The 21865-nt window shown below is 64.4% G+C and carries 14 protein-coding genes and 1 pseudogene; 4 read left to right on the top strand and 11 right to left on the bottom strand.

The features are described from left to right. Positions 1–135: 135 nt before the first annotated feature. Positions 136–1029, bottom strand: a complete 894-nt coding sequence (locus J2X01_RS16880; RefSeq protein ID WP_310060001.1) for a VOC family protein — start codon at positions 1027–1029, stop codon at positions 136–138. A 597-nt stretch (positions 1030–1626) separates the two neighbouring features. Further along, entirely contained in the window at positions 1627–2670 is a 1044-nt protein-coding gene (locus J2X01_RS16885; RefSeq protein WP_310060003.1) for an NAD(P)-dependent alcohol dehydrogenase, read from the bottom strand. A 196-nt stretch (positions 2671–2866) separates the two neighbouring features. On the opposite strand from J2X01_RS16885, the gene J2X01_RS16890 reads away from it, so the two are divergent. Further along, complete coding sequence (locus J2X01_RS16890; protein ID WP_310060005.1) at positions 2867–3790, top strand: helix-turn-helix transcriptional regulator; 924 nt, start codon at positions 2867–2869, stop codon at positions 3788–3790. Here the strand turns inward: J2X01_RS16890 and J2X01_RS16895 are convergent. The 4 genes from J2X01_RS16895 to J2X01_RS16910 form a co-directional block, all read right to left on the bottom strand. Beyond that, positions 3756–5516, bottom strand: a complete 1761-nt coding sequence (locus tag J2X01_RS16895) for an acetyl/propionyl/methylcrotonyl-CoA carboxylase subunit alpha (protein WP_310060007.1) — start codon at positions 5514–5516, stop codon at positions 3756–3758. The two genes, J2X01_RS16890 and J2X01_RS16895, sit on opposite strands and share 35 nt — an antisense overlap. Further along, positions 5516–7192 carry a 5-oxoprolinase subunit B/C family protein gene (locus tag J2X01_RS16900; protein WP_310060010.1) on the bottom strand — a complete coding sequence of 559 codons (1677 nt, stop codon included), beginning with the start codon at positions 7190–7192 and terminating at the stop codon, positions 5516–5518. Before J2X01_RS16900 ends, J2X01_RS16895 begins: the two co-directional genes overlap by 1 nt. 46 nt (positions 7193–7238) lie before the next feature. Beyond that, entirely contained in the window at positions 7239–8579 is a 1341-nt protein-coding gene (locus J2X01_RS16905; RefSeq protein WP_310060012.1) for an MFS transporter, read from the bottom strand. 92 nt (positions 8580–8671) lie between these two features. Next, positions 8672–9430 carry a LamB/YcsF family protein gene (locus J2X01_RS16910; protein ID WP_310060016.1) on the bottom strand — a complete coding sequence of 253 codons (759 nt, stop codon included), beginning with the start codon at positions 9428–9430 and terminating at the stop codon, positions 8672–8674. A 107-nt stretch (positions 9431–9537) separates the two neighbouring features. Between J2X01_RS16910 and J2X01_RS16915 the strand changes: the two genes are divergently transcribed. Next, entirely contained in the window at positions 9538–10230 is a 693-nt protein-coding gene (locus J2X01_RS16915) for a GntR family transcriptional regulator (RefSeq protein WP_310060019.1), read from the top strand. A gap of 1327 nt (positions 10231–11557) precedes the next feature. Here the strand turns inward: J2X01_RS16915 and J2X01_RS16920 are convergent. Further along, positions 11558–11908: a hypothetical protein gene (locus tag J2X01_RS16920; RefSeq protein WP_310060022.1), complete on the bottom strand. Its 351-nt coding sequence runs from the start codon at positions 11906–11908 to the stop codon at positions 11558–11560. A gap of 1774 nt (positions 11909–13682) precedes the next feature. Between J2X01_RS16920 and J2X01_RS16925 the strand changes: the two genes are divergently transcribed. Continuing rightward, entirely contained in the window at positions 13683–16763 is a 3081-nt protein-coding gene (locus J2X01_RS16925) for an AAA family ATPase (protein WP_310060025.1), read from the top strand. Between the two features lie 187 nt (positions 16764–16950). Here the strand turns inward: J2X01_RS16925 and J2X01_RS16930 are convergent. After that, a pseudogene (locus tag J2X01_RS16930) lies at positions 16951–17073 on the bottom strand (IS1595 family transposase); the annotation flags it as partial. A 28-nt stretch (positions 17074–17101) separates the two neighbouring features. Between J2X01_RS16930 and J2X01_RS16935 the strand changes: the two are divergent. After that, positions 17102–17536, top strand: coding sequence for a transposase (locus J2X01_RS16935; protein ID WP_310060126.1), 435 nt, complete (start codon positions 17102–17104; stop codon positions 17534–17536). Between the two features lie 60 nt (positions 17537–17596). On the opposite strand, the gene J2X01_RS16940 is transcribed toward J2X01_RS16935, so the two are convergent. The 3 genes from J2X01_RS16940 to J2X01_RS16950 form a co-directional block, all read right to left on the bottom strand. After that, positions 17597–18181 (bottom strand): TetR/AcrR family transcriptional regulator, encoded by a 585-nt coding sequence (locus tag J2X01_RS16940; protein WP_310060028.1) that lies wholly within the window; start codon positions 18179–18181, stop codon positions 17597–17599. Positions 18182–20354: 2173 nt separating this feature from the next. Further along, complete coding sequence (locus J2X01_RS16945) at positions 20355–21611, bottom strand: NAD(P)/FAD-dependent oxidoreductase (protein ID WP_310060031.1); 1257 nt, start codon at positions 21609–21611, stop codon at positions 20355–20357. Positions 21612–21637: 26 nt separating this feature from the next. Next, complete coding sequence (locus tag J2X01_RS16950; RefSeq protein ID WP_310060034.1) at positions 21638–21832, bottom strand: ferredoxin; 195 nt, start codon at positions 21830–21832, stop codon at positions 21638–21640. Positions 21833–21865: the final 33 nt, after the last annotated feature.

The following is a 21865-nucleotide window of genomic DNA, read 5'->3' on the forward strand; positions in this document are numbered from 1 at the left end:
AGCAAGCCCCTTATCCGCGCTTTCAAGCATGACGCAGGTCACAGGAGAAGGCGAATCGATTACGCATAACTTCGGTGAAAGTGTTTTATTTTGCGCCCAGCGGAGAGTCCAATGGGCGAGGAGGCCGCGGAACGGTCAGCGGTGGAGGCTACTGAGGGACTGGCGGTCAACCGGCGCCAGTCCGAAATTGCGGAAGTCCAACGGCCTGTATTGGCCCCACATGTTGTACCAGTTCTCGTCCTCGCCCCACACCACGGGCGGACGGGCGTCGTCGTAGATTTGCTCCAGATCCGTGTAAAGCTCGACGACGGCCCCCGAGTTTTCCACGTAGTACGCGGCGATGTTGTGGCCGGCTCCGTGACGGACCGGGCCCCAGATCAGGTCCCTGCCCAGTTTGTTCAGCCTGTCGCCGAGCTTGCCGAGGTCAGCGATGCTTTGCGTCTGCCAGGCGTGGTGGTGCAGGGTTCCTTCGCCGCGGACCAGGGCGATGCCGTGGTGGTCAGGGTTGCAGCGCATGAAATAGGCGAAGTCGTCGCCAATGACGTCCGAGAGGCGGAAATCCAGGACCCGGCGCAGGAAGCGCATCATGCCGCCCACGTCCCGGGGGTGGAAGTTGAAGTGGCCGTAGCGGTCAGGCCCGAAGGACTGCTGCAGGGCAATGTTTTCTTGCATGCCGGCGTAGATTTCGAACACGAAGCCCTCGGGCCCGATGAAGGAGAAGCCGTCCTCGACGCCAACGCCGCGGGGCTTGTTGCTGAGGATGGTGAAATTCTCGTCCTCCACGCGCCGGCGGATCTCGCGCAGGGCATCGCCGTTGGCCGCAACAAGGCCAAAGCCATCAACGCCGTTGACATCGGACTCGACATAGACCAGTTCGTGGTGGACATTGCCGGCAGCAAGGTACACGGCATCGGAGGTCCGTTCCGTTTCGCGGAGTCCAAGGATCTGGGTCGCGTCAAATACCGAGCTGGCGAGGTCCGTCGTCTGAATGCTTACGTGGCCCATGGCGCTTATCAATCCCCAAGACATCCTTGTCTCCTACTCGTTGCACGGCTCTTACAGATAGCGTTATGACCGCTCCTGACAAAGAAAACACTATCCTAGTGAGAATCGATAATCTAGGGAAAAAATAAAAAACAGTTGTCCGCATCGTTAATCCCTGCCGAATCGCGTATGCGCGCTCTGCCTGGGCGAAATCCCGGACGAGCTTCGGCACTGCCTACGCCGGAACCACCCTGACACACCTCGGAGCCCGCGACCACGACCCCATCCTCGGCATCTTCACCGCCCGGACCCAATCGACAGCTGGGCCTCCACCGGCGGACACTCCCCTACACGTTCAAACAACGACCCGATCAATCAATCCGACGCCAGTGGGCTCTGCCCGTTGTGCGCCATCCTGCTCATTCCGGGCGTCAAAGACGAAATCGCCATCGGAGCGGGCCTCATTGGTGGGTACGTCGTTAGTCAATGGGCGGCTATGCATCCAAATCGATGGCCGACATTCAGCTGGCCTTCCAGCCTCGGACGATCGTCCGCTCAGTGGGGACCTGCCGGAGAAACCGAAGCGGCCCGGCCGGTCCAACCGGCCGGGCCCCTCGCCTGACTTCTTGCCGCCACGCTGGACTACCCCAGCGTGGCGGTGTCAATCACGAAGCGGTACCGCACGTCGGAGGCCAGCACGCGCTCGTAGGCGTCGTTTATCTTCTCGGCCGGGATGACCTCAATCTCGGCGCCGAGCTCGTGTTCAGCGCAGAAGTCGAGCATTTCCTGGGTCTCCCTGATGCCGCCGATCAGCGAGCCGGCATAGGACCGGCGGCCGAAAATCAGCGAGAAGACGTTGAGGGACAGCGGCTCCGCCGGGGCGCCGACGTTGACCATGGCCCCGCCGACGGCCAGCAGCGACAAGTAGGCGTCGAGGTCGCTCTTCGCGCTGACCGTATTCAGGATCAGGTCGAAGGAGCCGGCGAGCTGATCGAACGTGGACGGATCGTTGGTGGCGTAGTAGTGGTCCGCGCCCAGCCGCAGCCCGTCCTCCTGCTTCTTCAGCGACTGCGACAGCACGGTGACCTCGGCGCCCATCGCGTGGGCGATCTTGACGGCGACGTGGCCCAACCCGCCGAGGCCGACGATTGCGACCTTCTTCCCGGGGCCGGCGCCCCAGTGGTTCAGCGGGGAGTAGGTGGTGATGCCGGCGCATAGCAGCGGCGCCGCGACGTCGAGCGCCAGGGCGTCCGGGATCCGCACCACGAAGTCCTCGGTGACCACAACATGCGTGGAGTAGCCGCCCTGGGTGACGGTCCCGTCGCGGTCCATAGCGCCGTAGGTGCCCGTGTTCCCGGCAACGCAGAACTGCTCTTCGCCCTGCAGGCAGTTGACGCACTCACGGCACGAGTTGACCATGCAGCCGACGCCGACCCGGTCGCCGACGGCGTGTTTGGTGACGGCCGAGCCGATCTCGGAGACGATGCCGGCGATTTCGTGGCCCGGGACCAGCGGGTAACTGGCCGGTCCCCAGTCGCCGCGGGCAGTGTGGATGTCAGAGTGGCAGATGCCGGCGAACTTGATGTCGATCAGGACGTCGTGCGGGCCAACGTCCCGGCGCTCGATGGTGGTGGGAACGAGGGGTTCCGTCGCGGAGGTGGCGGCGTAAGCGTTAACGGTAAGCATGGATCTCCTGCTTGGGATGGTTTTTTTGGGGGGGGGTGGTGCCCCGGCGTCGCACCGGTCAGGTGCGGCCTTTCGGCCCGGACGTCATCGGGGGCACTATCCATCAAACACGACCGGCTGCGGGTGAGGGAGGCCCTGCTGAAAGGGGTACTGGCAGGGACTCCCTCCCGGGGCCGCACCCTCTAACGTTGAAGGCATGGACAACCAGAGCGAGACCCGGGACTTCCTTGCCACCCGGCGGGCGAAAATCACCCCCGAGCAGGCGGGTCTGCCGGTGTACGGCGGCAACCGCCGCGTCCCCGGACTGCGCCGCGGGGAGGTGGCGATGCTGGCCGGGGTCAGCGTCGAGTATTACACCCGGCTGGAGCGCGGAAACCTCTCCGGCGTGTCCGAAGGCGTGCTGGAAGCCCTGGCGAGGGCGCTGCAGCTGGATGAGGCGGAGCAGGCCCACCTGTTCGATCTGGCCCGGGCGGCCAGCACCAGCCGCAAGCCGACGCGCCGCCGCCCGGCCGCACAGCCCGTCCGCGCGAGCGTCCAGTTCACCCTTGACGCCATCACCGCTGCGCCCGCGTTCGTGCGCAACGGCCGGATGGACATCGTCGCGGCCAACCAGCTCGGCTACGCCCTGTACTCCGAGATGTACGTCAGCCCGGTCCGGCCGGCCAACCACGCCCGGTTCATCTTCCTCGACGACCGTGCCCACGGGTTTTACCCCGACTGGGAGCGCGCCGCGAATGACACGGTGGCGATCCTGCGCACCGAGGCCGGCCGCGATCCCTACGACCGCGGCCTGACCGACCTCATCGGGGAACTGTCCACCCGCAGCGAGGAGTTCCGGACCCGGTGGGCGGCCCACAACGTCCGCCAGCACTACACCGGCCGCAAACACCTCCGGCATCCCGTGGTCGGGGACCTCCACCTGATGTTTGAGGCCCTGGATCTAGCGGCCGACGCCGGGCTCTCACTGCTCGTCTACACCGCCGAACCCGGTTCAACCACCGAGGACGCCGTGCGGCTGCTGGCCAGCTGGGCCGCGACGCAGCGGTCGGAGACCCAACGGGCCGAGACGGAGCAGCCGGCAGCGGCTACCCGATCAGGGCCAGCACCGCGCCGGCAGTAACGACGCCGCCGGCTTCCGCGCGGACATCCGTTACAGTCCCAGCGCGGTGCGCGGAGATCTGAGTTTCCATCTTCATCGCTTCCAGCACGACGACGGGATCCCCCGCCGAGACCTCGGCGCCCGGTTCGACGAGCCACTTCACCACGGTGCCGGCCATGTCGGCCCGCAGCTCGCCGTCGTCAGCAGCGGCAGCGCCGCCGTCGGGCGCTGCATCAACGGACACTCCCACGGGGAGGGGACCACCGGAACGCGCCCAGCCGTCCAGCAGGTCAGCCGGCAGCCCGACCGCCATCCGGCGGCCGTCCACCTCGACCGTGATGGTGCGGCGTTCGCCGTCGGGCGCGGTGGTGCTGTAGCCCGGATCGGCGGAGATGGAGACAGTATCCGCGAAGTCCGTTTCGATCCAGCGGGTGTGGATGCCCAGGCCGGTTTCGGAAGTGAAGTCCGGGGATTCGAGCACCGCCCGGTGGAACGGCAGCACGGTGGCGACCCCGGTGATGCGGATTTCGGCGAGGGCCCGGCGGGCGCGGCGCAGCGCCTGCTGCCGGTCCGCACCAGTGACGATCAGCTTGGCCAGCAGCGAGTCGAACTGCGGCGGGACGAAAGAGCCGGGGCGGACGCCGGTGTCGAGCCTGACGCCCGGGCCGGTGGGGCCGTGAAACTCGTCGACGGTGCCGGGCGAGGGCAGGAAACCGCGCCCCACATCCTCGGCATTGAGCCGGAATTCGAAGGAGTGCCCACGCGGGGCCGGGTCCTCGGTGACGCGCAGCGGCTCCCCCGCGGCGATGCGGAACTGCTCCTGCACGAGGTCGATCCCGGTGGTTTCCTCGGTGATGGGGTGCTCCACCTGCAGCCGGGTGTTCACCTCGAGGAACGCCACGGTGCCGTCCGCGGCGACCAGGAATTCGACCGTGCCGGCACCGGAATAGCCGGCTTCGCGGCAAACGGCTTTGGCGGCGTCATAGATCTGTTGGGTCTGCTCATCGCTGAGGAACGGCGCGGGCGCCTCCTCCACCAGCTTCTGGTGCCGGCGCTGGAGCGAGCAGTCGCGGGTTCCGACGACGACGACGTTGCCGTGCTGGTCCGCGAGGACCTGCGCCTCGACGTGCCGCGGCCGGTCGAGGTAGCGCTCCACGAAGCATTCACCCCGGCCGAAGGCGGCGACGGCCTCCCGGACCGCGGAGTCGAAGGCTTCCTCAACCTCGTCCAGCGCGCGGACCACCTTCATGCCGCGGCCCCCGCCGCCGAAGGCCGCCTTGATGGCGATCGGCAGCCCGTGCTTTTCGGCGAAGGCGCGGGCCTCGGCGGCGGACTCCACCGGGCCGTCGCTGCCGGCGACGAGCGGAGCGCCGGCCCGGACGGCCGTCTCGCGGGCGGTGATCTTGTTGCCGAGCAGCCGGATGGCGTCCGGTGTGGGCCCGATCCAGGTCAGGCCGGCGTCCAGCACGGCCTGGGCGAATTCGGCATTCTCGGAGAGGAAGCCGTAGCCCGGGTGGAGGGCATCGGCGCCGGATTCCGCCGCGGCGGCGAGCAGCTTGGGGATGTTCAGGTACGTGTCCGCTGGCGAATTGCCGCCCAGGGCGTAGGCCTCGTCCGCGGCGCAGACGTGCAGGGCGTCGGCGTCGATGTCGGCGTAGACCGCGACGGAGGCCAGCTGCGCGTCGTCGCAGGCCCGGGCGATCCGGACGGCGATTTCACCGCGGTTGGCGATCAGGACCTTGCGCATCAGTTACTCGCTTCTTCTTCGGTGGTGGCATGTTGTGGGGTGGCGGGGGCGGCGCCGGTGTCAGCCGGGGCCCAGCGGAAGCGGATCTTGCCGCCGATGGGGACCTGTGCGGCCCGGTCCAGCTGGGAGTCGACCACCACGGCGATCACCGGGTAGCCGCCGGTGATCGGGTGGTCGGCCAGGAACAGCACGGGGAGACCTTCCGGCGGGACCTGCAGGGCTCCGGCGACGGTGCCCTCGCTGGGGAGTTCGCCCTGGCGGGTGCGCTGCAGCGCTGTTCCCTGCAGGCGCATACCGACCCGGTTGGACTGCGGCGTCACTTCCCAGTCCTGGCCGCAGAAGGTTGCCAGCGCCGCGGCGTCGAACCAGTCGGCGCGGGGGCCGGGGACGACGTCTAGGACGGTGACGCCGGTGCCCGGGAAGTCCGGCTGCAGTTCGGGGTTCCCGACGACGCCGGATTCGGCCTCCCCGCCGGCGGCGAAGAGCTGGCCCGCGGCCAGCGGTGCGGGCCCGATCCCGGACATGGTGTCGGTGGAGCGGCTGCCCAGCACGGGTGCGGTGTCCACACCGCCGCGGACGGCGAGGTAGCTGCGGAAGCCGCTCTCCGGCGCGCCGACGGTCAGGGTTTCGCCGTCCAGCAGCGCGAAGGGGGTGGCCATCGGGACGGTCCGCTGCCAGGCCTCCCCGGAGAAGGCGTCGTCAGAGTCTGCGTCGTACGGCGTCTCGATGGTCAGCTCCGCAGGCGCCCCGGTGACGGCGAGGACCTGGTCCCCGACGGCCTGCACCGAGAGCCCGCCGGCAACGGTCTCCACCGCGGCGGCCGACGGCGCGTTCCCGACCAGGCGGTTGGCCCGGCGCAGCGAGGCCCGGTCCAGCGCTCCGGCGGCGGAGACACCCAGGCCGGAGTGGCCGTGGCGGCCCAGGTCCTGGATCAGGCTCTGCAGCCCCGGCGACACGATCCGCAGGCCGGACGTCACGGCCGACGCAGGCTGCGGGGCCGGGTGTTCCCGCCCCAGCGCCAGGACGTCCCGGACCGCGCGGAACTGCACCCGGTGGCCGGGGGCGGCCAGCGCAGGCTGCTCGCGGTCCAGATCCCACATCCTGGCGCCGGTGCGGCCGATCAGCTGCCAGCCCCCGGGCGAGCGGCGCGGGTAGACAGCCGAGTAGTTCCCGGCCAGCGCCACCGAACCGGCGGGGACGGCAGTGCGCGGAGAGCTGCGCCGCGGCACCTCGAGGGCCTGGTTTTCCCCGATCATGTAGCCAAAGCCGGGGGCGAACCCTGCGAAGGCCACAGTCCAGATCTGCCCGGTGTGGGCGGCGATCACGCCCTCGGTCCCGAGGCCGGTGAGCTCCCCCACTTCGGCGAGGTCCTCGCCGTCGTACACGGTGTCGATGACGACCAGTTCGCCGTCCCGCTGCACGGGCGCGGTGAGGTCAAGCTCGAGCAGCCGCGCGGCGATCCGACGGGCTGCAGCCGGTGAGTCCGCCGTGACCAGCACGGTCTCGGCGGCGGCGAGGACGTCCATCTGGCCCGGCAGCGGGTTCTCAAGGAGCAGTGCCTGCAGGGCCAGCACGTCACGGGTTGCGGAGAGCTCGGCGAGGACCGCGCGGGTTCCCACCGCCCGCACGGAGCGGACCTTCTGTGCTGCCAGGGTTTCCCCCGCTGTCTCAATCATCAGCTGCCCTTCATCGTTGCCATGCTTCGGGGTGGATCCGCGCCGCCTAGGCGCGGGCTTCCTGCAGGAGCCGCTCTTCTTCGTCCGTATGCGGGTTGCGCCCGATGGCGAGCCCGAACACCGTCACGATCGATGCGACCGCGAGGTAGCCGGCGATCAGGAACCAGTTGCCGCTGGCGGCGAAGAGGGCAGTGAAGACCAACGGTGCGATGGCGCCGCCGACCACGCCGGCCAGGGTGTAAGCCAGCGAGCTGCCGGCGTAGCGCAGCCGGGCCGGGAACTGTTCGGTGATGTAAGCAGCCTGCGGGCCGTACATGAAGGCGTGGAAGGCCAACCCGATCACGATGCCGACGGTCAGTGTGATCACCGACTTGTCCTGGATCATGACGAAGAACAGCGGGATGTAAACGGCGGTTCCGAGGGCGGCGACGCCGTAGACGAGGCGGCGGTTGAGGCGGTCCGTGAGGGCGCCCGCCGCGGGGATCAGGACCAGCTGGAAGGCGGAGCCGATCAGGATGGCGGTCAGTACGTTGCTGGTGCTCATGCCCAGTTCCTTGGTGGCGTAGACGGCCATGAAGACGGTGAGCAGGGAGTACAGCACGTCCGGGCTGATGCGGGACAGGGCGGCGGACACGAGGGCGCGCGGTTCCTTGGTGAAAACCTCCTTGATGGGGGCCTTGGGCTGTTCGCCGTGGGCCTGGATCGCCTTGAAGACGGGGGTTTCCTCGAGCTTCAGCCGGATCAGCAGGCCGAAGCCCACCAACAAGGCCGAGGCAAGGAAGGCCACGCGCCAGCCCCAGGAGAGGAAGTCTTCGGTGCTGAGCGTCGCGGCGAGCACGGCCAGGACGCCGTTGGCCATCAGGTTGCCGGCGGGCGGGCCGATCTGCGCGGCGGAAGACCAGAAGCCGCGCCGCTTGGCGTCGCCGAATTCGCTCGAGAGCAGGACGGCACCGCCCCACTCGCCGCCGACGCCGATGCCCTGCGCCAGACGCAGCAACACGAGGATGATGGGTGCGGCTATACCGATGGTGGCGTAGCCCGGAAGCGCGCCGATCACCACGGTTGCGATGCCGATCAGCAGCAGGGTGGTCACGAGGACCTGCTTGCGGCCGATCTTGTCACCGAGCCGGCCGAAAATCACGCCGCCGATGGGACGGGCGAGATAGCCCACCGCAAAGGTCGAGAAGGACAGCAGCAGCCCGACGTATTCGTCGTTGCCCGGGAAGAAGACCTTGGGGAACACCAAGGCCGAGGCCACGGAGTAGATCGCGAAGTCGTAGTACTCCAGCGAAGTGCCGGTGAGGCTTGCGACGTAGGCCTTGAGGGCACCGGGTGGGATCCTCCTCTTGCCGGCGGCCGGGGTGGCCTGATGCGGTGCTGCAGTCATGGTTTTCCTCCAGGGTGCGGTGTGCTGCCTGTTGCACGGTGTCCGTGCGGGATGGGCCCGGCGGACCGGGGTGTGACGAGTGGCGGTTCTGCTTATGCGAACGCGGCAGTTGTAATGCCCGCGGCTGTGAGCGCTTTGCGGACGGCCGCGGCCATACTGACGGCCCCGGGGGAGTCGCCATGGACGCAGATGCTTTCGGCGTTGATTTTCAGGATGGAGCCATCTATGGTGCGGACGGCGGAATCGGTGGCCATCCGGAGGACGTGCTCGGTGACAAGAGCGGGGTCCTTCAGCACGGCCCCGGGGAGCGTACGGGAGACGAGGGTGCCGTCCGGGTTGTAGGCGCGGTCGGCAAAGGCTTCGGTGACGGCGCGGAGGCCGGCGGCCTCGGCAAGTCGCAAGACTTCCGAGCCCGGCAGGCCCAGGATCGGCAGGTTCGGGTCGACGGACCTCACGGCGTCGACGACGGCCTGCGCCTGGCGGGTGTGCGCCACGATCGCGTTGTAGAGGCCGCCGTGCGGCTTCACGTACCGGACCGTGCCGCCCTCGACGGCGGCCAGCGCCTGCAGCGCACCGATCTGGTAGACGACGTCGTCGGCCAGTTCGATCGGATCGATGTCCAGGAAGCGGCGGCCGAATCCGGCGAGGTCGTGGTAGCCGACATGCGCGCCGATCACGACGCCGGCGGCAACCGCCTCGCGGCAGGTCTGCCGGATGACGCTGGGGTCCCCCGCGTGGAATCCGCAGGCTAGGTTTGCACTGGACACGGAACGGAACATCGCCGTGTCGTCGCCCAGGGTCCAGCGTCCGAAAGACTCGCCTACGTCGCTGTTCAGGTCAATGGTTGCCATTTGTGATCCTCGTCTCATGATAGCCCCCTACTAAGGATGCAACACTTTGGCCGATTGTTCAACAATCCGACGATTTAACATCAGAACAATCGTGTAGATTCGGCATCATGACGACTTCCGATGCAGTTGCCAGCACGGCCCACGGCGCGTCCGCGGCCCGGCTGCGCGTGACAGTTCCCTCGGTGGCGGACCGGGTTGCCGCCGAGCTTCGCCTGCAGCTGGCCGAAGGGGTGCTGCTGCCGGGCACCCGGCTCACCGAGTCGGCCATCGCCGACGACCTCGGGGTGTCCCGCAATACGGTCCGGGAGGCCTTCGCCGAACTCGCCGCGGAGCGGCTGGTGGTCCGCCTCCCCAACCGCGGTGTGTTCGTGGCAAGCCTGGGCCCGGGCGACATCCACGATGTCTACACTGTGCGCCGGTTCATCGAGGTCAGCGCGATCCGTGCCGGGGGCAGTCCCGGGCGGGTCGCGGCCGTGCGCGCTGCGGTCGAGGAAGGCCGGGCCGCGGCGGCGGCGGACGACGAGGAAGCCCTCGGCACGGCAAACCAGCATTTCCACGGCGCGATCGTGGCGCTGGCCGAGAGCCGCCGGCTGGACACGATCATGTCCCAGGTCCTCGCCGAAATGCGCCTGTTCTTCCACAAGGCCACCCTGGACGCGCACTTCTACCGCGGCTATCTGGACGACAACGAGGAGATCTGCGCGGCCCTGGAGGCCGGCGAGCTGGACCGGGCCGCCGGGCTCCTACTGGCCTATCTGGACCGCTCGGAAGAGAAGCAGAGCGCGGTCCACGGCGACTGACGGCGTCGGACAGCACTGGCCGGATTCCGGTGTCAGCAGGACATCCGCAAGTCGTGGAACCCTTCCCGCGCCATGGTCCGGTTAGGCTGGCGGCCACCCGGGGATGCACTGAGACAACAGCTTGAATCTGCGGAGATCGCGAGTGGAGCGGCGTCAGGGGCCACTGCCGTCAGGAGTACATTACGGGCGCGAAGGTTAGCTGATGGGGAACTGTCGAATGATGAGAGGGAGACACTGTCCCGGTGGACGCGCAGGGCGAAATCGTCCCTGGCGCTGGCCACGCTCGAGGATCGTGCTCGGCTGCGCCGAAGGCCTGAGCAATGTCGAGATGTGGGAGCCCGGCGCCGGGGGATTCACGCACCGCGGCCAAGTGGCGGCGCCGCCTCCTTGAGCGCCGGCTCGACGGGCTCGCGGACGAGCCGAGGGCCGGCCGTCCTGCGAGCACGCTTTCGGATGTTTTTCGACTGGCAGCGCCGATAATGCAGAATATGTCAGCCTAAGTTGACGAAAGATCCGTTATCGGCGTTCGGTCTAAGACGTCCAGCAGACGAAAGAATCGGGCATCTGTTCCGAGTTTCGGCCGAATTCCAAACCGCCGAACAGGGGCTTTGGGTTTGCGTCGGAGAAAGTTCTACTGACAAGTAACTGATGCGCCGCGTACCTTTGGCGAAGGGGCATGTGAGGGCCCCCACATTTCCGCGATTCAGTCATTTGCATTGGTTAGACCGTCTGGATGGCAGCCCAATGTCGTGCTGTCGTTTTGGTGACAAGTGCGAAGGCCAGCGACAGCGGCCGTACCGGGAGGAGACCCATGGCAGGAATGTTCGAACTGTTCAACGACGAGGAATCGAACTTCAGGTTCAGAATCACAGGTCCCGACGGTGCAGTGATGGCCACCTCACGTGCCTTCCCCGACAAAGGGTCTGCCGTGGCAGGAATCCGGGACATGCGCGAGTACGCCGGAATGGGCCACATCACCGATGTATGCCGGTCACCCGTGGCACCTGCAGTTGCAGAACCAGTGGCTCCAGCAGCCGGAGAACCGGCCTCAGGTCCCGAGTGTTTCAGCCCGCGACATGGACCTTCGGCACGTCCCCAACGCACATCCCGGACCATGTCGGCAGTCTGACGATGAGAAGCAGGCAACGGTCTGGAAGCAGGGGCAAGCCAACGGGGAATTCTTTTTCCGTTAGCTGCATCCCCCTTCAGTTGCGGCAAAAGATCTCCGACGCTTTGACGGGGATTCCCTGCTCCTTCCCCTCACGTTGCGTGTCCGGGGAGCTGAGGAGAGATCCGGCGATATCGGCACTGCCCTGGACTCCGCCAGCTAGCTTGACGTCATGGATGGTGATGCGAGGTCGGTCGAACAAGCGCTCAGCAGCGGTGATACCACGAGTTGCTCAAAGTGCGGGAAGACTTCAAACGTGGTGAGACCTGGCGCGAAATCTCTGCCACCGGCGGCGACCAGGCGCGGGCGGCCGCAGTACAGTTCCTTGCAGAGGTACCGCACGGTGCTGCCCTGGAGGCGCTCCGTGCAAACGCGAAGGCCGTCGAACTGCATCTCTGCCAACACGATTTCTTCCTTGCCGGCATCATCACCGCGCTGCCGCAACTCGTAGAGGTCATTGTACAGCTCATCGACCTGATCCAAGCGTTTCTTGAATTCCATGTCAGCCATCGCAAAAGACTAGCTGAACGACAGCGAACGAGGACAGAGCCCGGGCAGGCCCCTTTCGTCCCGGCGTCCCCGCTGGCTCCCCATCCGAGCCAGCGGGCTTGCTAGCCCGAGAACCGCGGCCCCCTTGATTGCGCGTGTGCGTCCCGGGGTCCCTGCGAACGTACCAACGGGCGTCCGCCCCAAGGGCAAGGGACCCGACTCGCTGCTGCAGCGGTTGCATGTCTATGGTGGTGGCGGTATCTCCGCATGCCCCCCATTTTGTGGAGCAGCCACGGTCCTTATGATCGGCGTTGAAAAATTGGCTGGGAGCGGCCGAAAGCAGGACATGCGAAGTCACGGCGGGCATCGTTTTTGTCTGCTTATGTCCTTGACTCCGCTGGCACCGGCCCGGCTGCCGCTGCGTGGGGGTTTTGGATTCGGCAGGCGGCCATCCCACGTTCAAACAGTCCAGAGCAACGGCCAACGCAACACCACTATCTACGGATGAATGACCGCTACCAGGGCATCTTTCGTAATGGCTTCAGTTATGGGGCCGGCCCGAAATCCTTCAATCAGGAACACGCCGGTTCCGCACAGTTGTCCTGGTGCCTCATCGAACCAATTCGCGCGTCAGTCCAAAAGGAACCTGGTCTGAGAGTGCAGCTGTATAGCTTCCGGCCCTGTTGCGCGTGACCAAGATCCCGTGCCTACCGGTCCGCATCGCGGCTTCCTGAAGGTGCTTGACAGCGGCCTCGAGCCGTTCATCAAGGGCTTCCCGACCGGTCACATGAATATCAATGGGTGCAATAGCGGAGTGCATGGTTCTCCTTCGAGGGGGGATGGATTGCTTATGGCGTCTGTGCGGAGGTCGTGACCGGTTGGGGTGTCGACGGTCATTTGAAGCGGTTAGTGCGGCTGGCCCGGCCGCTTCCGGGCAGACACGTGAAAAAGGCGGGCTGCTGGACGGGCGCAAACGGGACCACGAGCCACTGGCCGCCATAAAATTCCACGTACGAATCTGAGGGGCAATCTGCATAAGCTTCTTCGCGTGTCATTTCAGTCTGCCTTTCTCGCCACATAGTGCGCTGTTGGGAAGGTACCGCCGGCGGGGTGCTGGCCATGACCCTGGGACTACAACCTGTCCCTATCAGTGTGGAATGTGTCATATGCACCGCACATCCGTGAGCATCACGGATTTCTCCACGGGAACAGGGGTGGGAGTCAGTACGGAAGGATGTCCGGGGCTGGTCGTCCAGGGACCAGCACCTTTTCTAGCGGCCCCAAAAAACTTCCCCTAAGCAGCCACGAAAGTGACAGCAGGTACATCAACAGGCTGCCCGCGGGCAGAACGTAATGACCGTTGAGAGCCTCTCGATGACACCTCAATTTGGCCGTTTACACACCCGCGCGGATGAATCAGTGCGGACTGTTACTGAGGAAATTTTCGGGGGGCTGTGCAGCCACGGCAGCCGGCATCCCGGCGGCCGCCGATAGAGAACTTTGCGGCTCTACAACGGGGACTCGACATCTGCCAGCTGCGGAGAGATTCTAAAACATAGCGGCAGAGCAATTCGGCTTTACTCCAGGCGCGCGTATGGTTCGCTAGCGATGGAGTTCAACAGAGCCGGATGTGCGCGCCGAGACTGGAACGGTGTTGGTGGGCGGCCGCACGTCGGTCGTTCTGCGCGTGCCTAGCTGTTCCGATCAGATCGAACTGTGCTTGCTACCGGGCGAGGGCTTCCGGTTAATTGTGGCGTTGACCTGCCCCACTCGGGTTCAGAGAGGAATCCCATCAATGCCGGCAGACTATACAGAACCGAAATCCGGGGCGGTCCGTGATCGGGGCATTACCTCCAGGGAGTGGGAGGTTCTCCAGGCCGTTCTCGACCATCTGACGAACGGCGAGATCGCTGCGGCCTTAGGTATCAGCGTGCGCACGGTCGAGAGTCATGTCTCGAATCTCCTGACGAAGTTCGAAGTCCCTGACCGCTCGGGTTTGGTGGCTGCTGTACGCGCTCACCAATCCGCTGATCCGGTGCGGATTGAGGCTCCCCCGTCGTTGCTTCGCATGGCCAACGCAGGCGAGTTCGTGGGCCGGGGTCCGGAGCTTCAGAAACTGCACAACGAATGGAGGGCGGTACAGGGAGGCGCGCAGCGTCTTGTGCTGGTCTCGGGCGACGCAGGTATTGGAAAAAGCAGGCTGGTTGCTGAGTTCGCGCGGCAATTGTTGGTCATTGACCACCCATTGGTGCTGCACGGACGTTGCGATGAAGACGTGGCAGGCCCTTTTGAGGCTGTCGGCCAGGCCCTCGCACCCTATCTCCGCGCTTGTGATCCGGGTCGCTTGGCGGCGGAACTTGGTGATCTGGCTGAAGACTTGAGCAGAATCGTTCCAAATTCCGGCCTTCGTTTACCACGGGTTCCCGTTGACGCATTGCGGGCAGATCCACACTTTATCCGTTCGCGGTTGTTCGATGCCGTCACCCGGGTTTTCCGTCAAGCCTCGATGTCTTCTCCGTTGCTGTTCGCAGTTGATGATTTGCACTGGGCCCCAGAGCCAACCCTCCTATTGCTTAGGCACCTTATGCAGAGAGAGATGCTTGAGCGGACACTAGTAATCTGCACTCTTCGCCCGAAATATTCTTCAGACGCCTTAATCGACTTCCTGGGTGAGCTGCGCCGGGGGGCAACGCCGGTTCAAATTGAGCTGGGTGGATTGCATCGGCTCGAGGTAGCTCAACTCTTGGGAAGAGACGATGGGTCGCCCTTGTCTCCGGACGACGTCTTCTCCGAACGCCTGGCCTATGACATCTACTCGGAAACACGGGGAAACCCACTGTATGCCCGAGAACTGATCCGAAGCCTCGGGGAAGATAGCGGACCGAGATCGGCAGGTAGTGCAGATGTACCTCATGGAGTGAAGGACATCGTTGCGGCACGTGTTCGGCGCCTTAAGCAAGAGACGCAGACGCTGTTGGGGATGGCTGCCGTCTTAGGTCAGACATTTGAACTAAATGTGCTGCAACGACTCGCTGAGGCAGACGATCAGTCACTCCTGGAAGGAGTAGAAGAAGCAACGCAGGCGCAGCTTTTGTATGACGTCACAGCCGCTTCTCCGGACGCTGTGGAACGCTATGAGTTTGTGCACGCCATCGTGCGTAAGGCAATCATTGAGAGCGTATCGCCAGCCCGCGTGCGTCGAATCCACGCCGCAGCAGCCGCAGCTTTGGAGCACTTGTATTCTCACACCTTGGAAGAGCGGGCAGATGAGATCGCACGGCACCTTGTTCAAGCGGGTCCGATTTCAGATCGGCAGAATATTCTGCGGTATCTCACGATGGCTGGCAGGGCCGCCCTGAACAGTTCCGCAGCAGAAGAAGGACTTCGCTATCTGAATCAGGCCATGGTGATCATGGATACCGCCGACGCCTCTGAACGGGCGGAATTGTGGTTCCAGCGCGGTTTGGCGTTGCGGATGGTAGGTCGCTGGCCGGATTCAGTGGCCTCGCTGCGTAGCGCCCTGAACATCTATGCGGAAGTGGGTGACCTTAAAGCCATCTCCCGAACGAGCTGCGAGGCGACCTACACCATGTTTTGGTTTTTCCGGATGTCCGAGGCCCGCGAGTTGGCAGCTTATGGACTAAAGATGCTTGACGGGCACGAGGGCGCAGAGCGGGGACGGCTGCTGGGCGCGTTGTCTTTTGCCCAGGCTTGGAGCGGTGATTACGACTCAAGCGTGGAAAATATCCATGAAGAGTTGGACATCGCTTCCCGGCTTGAGGATGCGGAGCTCCGAGGACATGCTTTGGCCATACGCGCGATGCAGCTTCCGGCGTTCCTTGAGCATAAAGATGCAGCCTCGGCAGGATACGAGGCGCTGGAGATACTCCGCGACTCCGACGATGTCTGGACCTTGACGAGCATGCTCGGCTTCTTGAACTACACACTCGTTGGTTTAGGTCGCCTGGAGGAGGCCCGCGCGGTAGGCGCTGAACTTGCCCCACTCGCGGTTCGTGTAGGGAACTACGCCGCCCAGCAGCAGCACACGCGGATGAACGCCATGGTCGAGTTCTTCCAGGAGGGAAGCCCCGTCGCCCTGGAAAAATTCGCCCGGAAGGACCTCGCATTCTGCACGGCCGTCGGGCTGGCAACGCCTGAACATTCGCTAGCGTGGCTTGGGCTGGCCAAATTCCTCGCCGGGGAATGGGAGGAAGCGAAGGATGCCTACGCAGCCGCGCTGGAAACAGAGGCGGACACAGGAATGGTCGGCTGGGGATGGTCTTCCCTGTTCGAGTTGCTCGCATACATGGGCGATTCCCAAGCTGCCATGGATTTGTTTGAAAAGAACCGAAACACTTTGCCGCACTTGGATCAGGCCAACACCTGTGGCTCCTGGGTGGCTGCGCTTACGGCAGTAGAAGGTTTAGTCGTTCTGGGAGATTTGGATCAGGCCGCGGCATTGCTCCCTGCTATCGAACAATGCATTCAGCGGACGGGGGTCGTCTGCATCGAATTCCGGGGCGGCCGCTTGGTCAAGCGGTCAGCGGCAATTGCCGCCGCGGCCGCCGGTGACTGGGCCCGCGCGGAAAAGTATTTTCAGGAGGCACGCCGTGATGCCGAAACCATGCCCCACGTCGTGGAGCGTGCCCACACCTTGAGATTTCACGGGAAGATGCTGCTGCAGACTGGTCAAGACGGATCCTCTGCGCGGGCAGAGTCGTATCTGCAGGAGGCGCGCGCTGCCTACGCGAAACTCGGCATGCCCCGCCACGTGGAACTCTGCGATCTGGACATGGCGCATCTACCACCATTCCCCCAACCCGGGACGCTTTCGCCGCTTGAGGATCGTAGTGGAGGGGAATATGACCCCCACTGATTCCGGTTACTCACAGACCCAATACCTAGTACCTGCGCCACGCCAAGCTGGAGTGAACCGCTCCCCTGCCGGCGCCGTCGTTATCCCATAGCCGACATGGCCGTAGCTTGACGGAAGGTCCGTTATCGGCAATCAACGCACGGGAGTAGAAGTGAATGTGAGAATTAGGTATCTGCTTAGCTGAAAGTCACTCCGCAAATGCGGAACTGAACAGGCTCTTCAGCGGTGCGGGATCAGTGTTCGTGCACTGCTGGAGCAGCCGGTAGAAGAGCAGCCCGCGGCTGGTCGAGGTGCGGCGGTTGAAGCGGAAGGTGGTCAAGGGCCGCCGCGGCCGAGGCGTGGACAAGGCATGGGCCCACCGGATGCTGCTCCTTCGGGCCGGTGACACGCTCTCCGACAAGGCAGCACACCGGCTGGCTGAGGTCTTCGCCGCCGACGACCCGACAGGCAAGCTGCAAGCCGTGTGGAAAGTCAAAGAACAGCTCAGGGCGCTACTGCGCACCAATTCCCTGGCCGACGCGGCAGCGGCGAAAGAGGACCTCAAGGTCCTCGTGGAAGCGGCCGCACGGCCCGAGACAAACAAGCTCTACCGCACGATCTGCCGCTGGTGGAACGAGATCGAAGTCCTCATCGTCACCGGCGCCACCACCGGCAAGGTCGAAGCCAACAACACCGGCATCAAGCACATCAAACGCACCGCACGCGGCTACCGAAACGCCGGCAACTACAAATCAGTTATTCTCATGAGAAGTGCCGCCCGGACGGCGGCATGACACTCATCCAGGAATCCATTTCCCCACGAACCTTGAAGAGCCGCGTTGGGTTAGGGCTGGTTAGTCCTGCCCTGCCAGCTGGCAGGCGTCGATCTGGGCCTGGACAATCGCCGCGTAGTGGGCCACGAGTTCGTCGAAGTCCCAACCGTCAAACAAACCGAGCGTCCGCACTGCTTCCCCGAATCCCGTCATTAGCGCCACAACAGTGGAAGCGTAACGAAGGTCCGGTGTTGTGTCTTTCATCAAACCCGCCGTGCCGGCAAGGTAGCGTTCCCGAGTTTTAGCGCGCGTAGCTTCGGGTCTGGGGGTGTCCTGGATTGTGCACGGCATCATCGCCCACGGTTCCCGCAGACCGCGTTCCCGCCGCATCAACACACAGAACACCAATGCCGCGCCCAGTTCGGACACAGGTACATCCAAATCGGTCAGCAGTGCCTCGGTGGGTTTGGCGACGGCGAACAGCTTCTCCTTACTGCCATAGAGCTTCATGACGAGCGCAGCAGAGACTCCGGCAGCGGAGGCGATGTCCCGCACCGTCACGGAACTGTAGCCGCGCTCACCGAAGAGCCTGCCTGCCGAGTCAAGGATGCTGTCACGGCTGGAGCTTCGTGCACGGCCAGCGGTTACCGAGCCCCTGGCGCTCACGCCTCCACCATCAGCGCGCGGGTGTCCAGCTCAACGTCTGTCGTGATGGAGCGGTCGACGGCCAGCTTGCGGGCCATCGCCTGGGGGTTAAAGCGTGGATCCTGGTCACAATGTACCGGCCGGAAACAGTAGCGGCAGCGATTTTCTGGCGTTCGCGGGTCAGTCCGAAGGGCACAGCATCACTGAGTGCTACTGTGAAGCAGCCGAAGTCATGTCGCGTGATCAGAATGCCCTGACGCCCTTCCTGCATTGCCCATGTCCTGGCGATGGCCAAGGCTTCATCGAGCCGCCTCTCCATACAGAAACGGGCGGGCGCGGTGACTGCGATCGCGAGGTCACTAGCGGTTTTCATGGGTCCAACTTCTCGTGTCTCGATTATGCGGGGCGCTCTCAGGAGCTGCCACTGGCTCACTCGCTCCCCGGTGTTGCCACTGCCGATTTTCAGGTAATTTGTTTTTTGCTCAGCTCCGTGGTCGCGACTGATAGCAAGTATTATTTCAACTTAAATTGGTGTAGGGCCATTATCGGCGTTTCAAATCACCTATTGTCCGGTCTTAGCCTTTTGGCAAAAATTTCAATAGAGATGGACAATCTACGGACCGCCGGCTCTGTCTCGCCGCACTTGGCAACGCGACTGGCGGCTCGCCTTGCGCTGCCTGACCAGACGCACCTGGCTCCCGCCGAGATGCATATGGAATTGCCAACTCAAGTGAGACAGCCGGCGTAAGAGCTGTCTCACTTTGCAGGGCAAAACCCCCGTCGGCATTGCCAAATTTACTGAGACCGGACACCTATTGCACGCTTCTCATCCCCGTCACCGCAGGCCAAAGGGGTAGCCGGTTGCCATACCGTGTGAACGCTAATGTCCAGCAGCTTCCGCTCGCCCAATTCGGTGAATGCCCAGACAAAGCCCTGTTCCGGGAAAGTGACGTCAATTGACCCGTTCCAGAACTCGCCAGTTTCATTATCTCTCACTGCGATGCCGTGGCCAGGAGCCAGCGACAGGAAGACTTCGACTTCGCATCTCGTTAGTGAGTCCTTTGCCCCGTTTCTCCACGACGCTGCGCCGACGGCCGCTTTCCGCAACGAGCACGTGTCTCGCTCGGAGGTGGAGCATGCGCTCCTCATTCCGTCGCTCGGCATCCCCGGGAGACCGCTGCTACCGGGGATCATTGCAGGCGCCCCAGCTTTCCCACGTCGTGTCCGATGGAAGATTGTGGTCCAGACAGGCCTTGTAGCAGCCAGGGGCCAGCCGCGTTAGTAAAATGCCGACTCGTTGGGTCATGGCCCGAGGCTTCAAGAGGTCCACCGCTTTATCAAGGGCCGCGTCTAATTCCTTTAGAGTTTGAATGGCTATGAGGAGATGACCGGGCGCTAATTGGATGGTCATGAATCCTTACTCGTCTCGCGTTATGTGTGCGAAAGCCTCTTTGCCGAGGTCAGTTATCAGTTCATGCGTCGTCGTGGACCTGCCCGCCTCACCCGTACTCTCGCCGCGGCGGAGCCGCCATTTTGTTCGAGCCGGTCGGGCATCCCTTGCAGCATGGGTCTGGGTGCCTTCCATGTATTCCATTCCTTGTCATTGTGCGATCTTTGAGCGTGACCACAATGGCGGCGTTTAGTGACGCCAGCGATGGTGGTTCGAGTTACAGCCCTAGCTGGGCAGGCTGGTCGAATCAACGCCGGGGTGTGAATGATGTGCGGTGACGACAACTATTTGGGGGACTGGGTTCGCCACGGTATCCGCACCTGCCAGCCGCAGGGACACGCCAGCGGCACGCCAGGAGAACTGCGGGCCACTCCCCCATGGCCCTCGGCCACCACGACCGGAGCCAAAGGGAGCGGCTGCAGCCGCGCTCCGCCGCCAAAATGATCAGCAGCTGCATCCTCCCGAAATCTGATCACTGACCCGGCCCAGCCCCAGGGAACCCAGCGCCGAGACGGCGAAGCGCCGCTGTCAGCAATCCGAACTGGCCTGCGGTGATGTTCAGATCCTGGGTGCCCAGCGAACTTGTGGCGCTCAACCCAGTGTTGATCAGTGGTCCGACGACCATGACCGAGGTCAGTACCACCAGCAGGCTGGTTCCTGGGCTCTTCGACAACCTGTCCTTTCGCGTCGCTTCGTTTCGCTGTGATCAGGGCAGACCCCCGGTCGGGGCCTGCCGCTGTTGAGTCAGCTGCGGGCTGTCGCGGCGGCCTGGGCCCGCAGTGCGAACCCTTTCAGGTCAAAGCCGGGATCGGCCGCGTCCTCAGGCGGGAGCCTGATGCCGGCTGCCATCAGGCGGCGGGCGGACATGTGGTCCATGGGCCGGTCCACGGAGTCGACGGCCACGAGGTCGTCGCCATCGTACAGGAACACCGAAAACTTCCCGGCGGGCACGTCGCCCCGGACGACCTGGCGGTCGCTGCCGAAATTCAGTCCCGCCATTTGGAGCTTCTTCGGCCCCTGGTCACTCCAGAACCACGGAATTTCTGCGTAGCGCCTCGGCTTTCCCACGAGCTTCGCTGCGACGCAGCGGGCATGATCGGTGGCATTCTGGACCGATTCCAGCCGGACCATGCGCCCGGCGGTCACGGACGGATAGCTGCAGCAATCGCCAATGGCGGATATGTGCGGGTCGCTGGTGCCCAGCGATTCGTCGACCACTATCCCGTTCTCCACGGCCAGCCCGGCCCGCTGCGCCAGCCCGGTTTCCGGCAGAACGCCGATCCCGACCACCACCATATCGGCAGCGTGGCGCACTCCATTGCTGTCCACGACGGCGCTGACCGCGCCGCCGGCGGTCTCAATCTCCGCGACCCCGGTGCCCGGCACAATGGTGACGCCCTGCTCGCGGTAGTACGAGGCAAAGTATTCACTGACCGGTTCCGATGCGGCGCGGCCCAGGATCCTGGGCGCGAATTCGAGCACCACCGGCGCCTTGCCGTGGGCCAGCGCCACGGAAACGAATTCCAGCCCGATGAAGCCGGCGCCCACGACGACGACGTCACGGCTCGCCGCGAGCCGGGCGGCGAGGGCATCGGCGTCGGCCAGCTTGCGCAGCGAAAAGACGCCCTCGGCGGTGCTGCCCGGAACGTCGAGTTCACGTGGACGCGTCCCTGTTGCCAGGACGAGGTGCCCGTAGGGCAGCACCGAGCCGTCCGAGAGGGTGACCGTCCTGGCCTGCCGGTCGATGGACTTCACCATCGCGTTACGCATGAGGGTGATGTCCGCCGCCTGATAGTAGTCAGCCGGAGCGAAACTCAGGTCCTCCAGGGAGGATTTTCCGGTGAGGTAGGCCTTGGACAGGGGCGGGCGCTGATAGGGCATGTCCCCGTCCTCGTTGAGGACCGTGATCGGCTTGTCATAGCCCAAATCGCGCAGGGATTTCGCTGTTTGATAGCCGCCGTGGCCAGCGCCCACTATCACCACTGATGATGCGTGAAGCATGTTATGTTCCTCTCCGCTGCAGGCGACTAGGCGGTGAGCGTGATCGCCAGCGCCGGGCAGATGTCGGCGGCTTCCCGCACGCCGTCCTGCAGCTCCGCCGGAATATTCTCCATCAACAGGACGGCCACGCCGTCCTCGTCCCGCTGGTCAAACACCTCCGGGGCCGCGAAAACGCATTGTCCGCCACTGACGCACTTGTCCTGATCGAGTATGACTTTCATGATGTACCTTTCGAAAATAGTGCCGGGGATTGT

The sequence above is a fragment of the Arthrobacter ginsengisoli genome, assembly GCF_031456935.1.
GTDB lineage: Bacteria > Actinomycetota > Actinomycetes > Actinomycetales > Micrococcaceae > Arthrobacter > Arthrobacter ginsengisoli.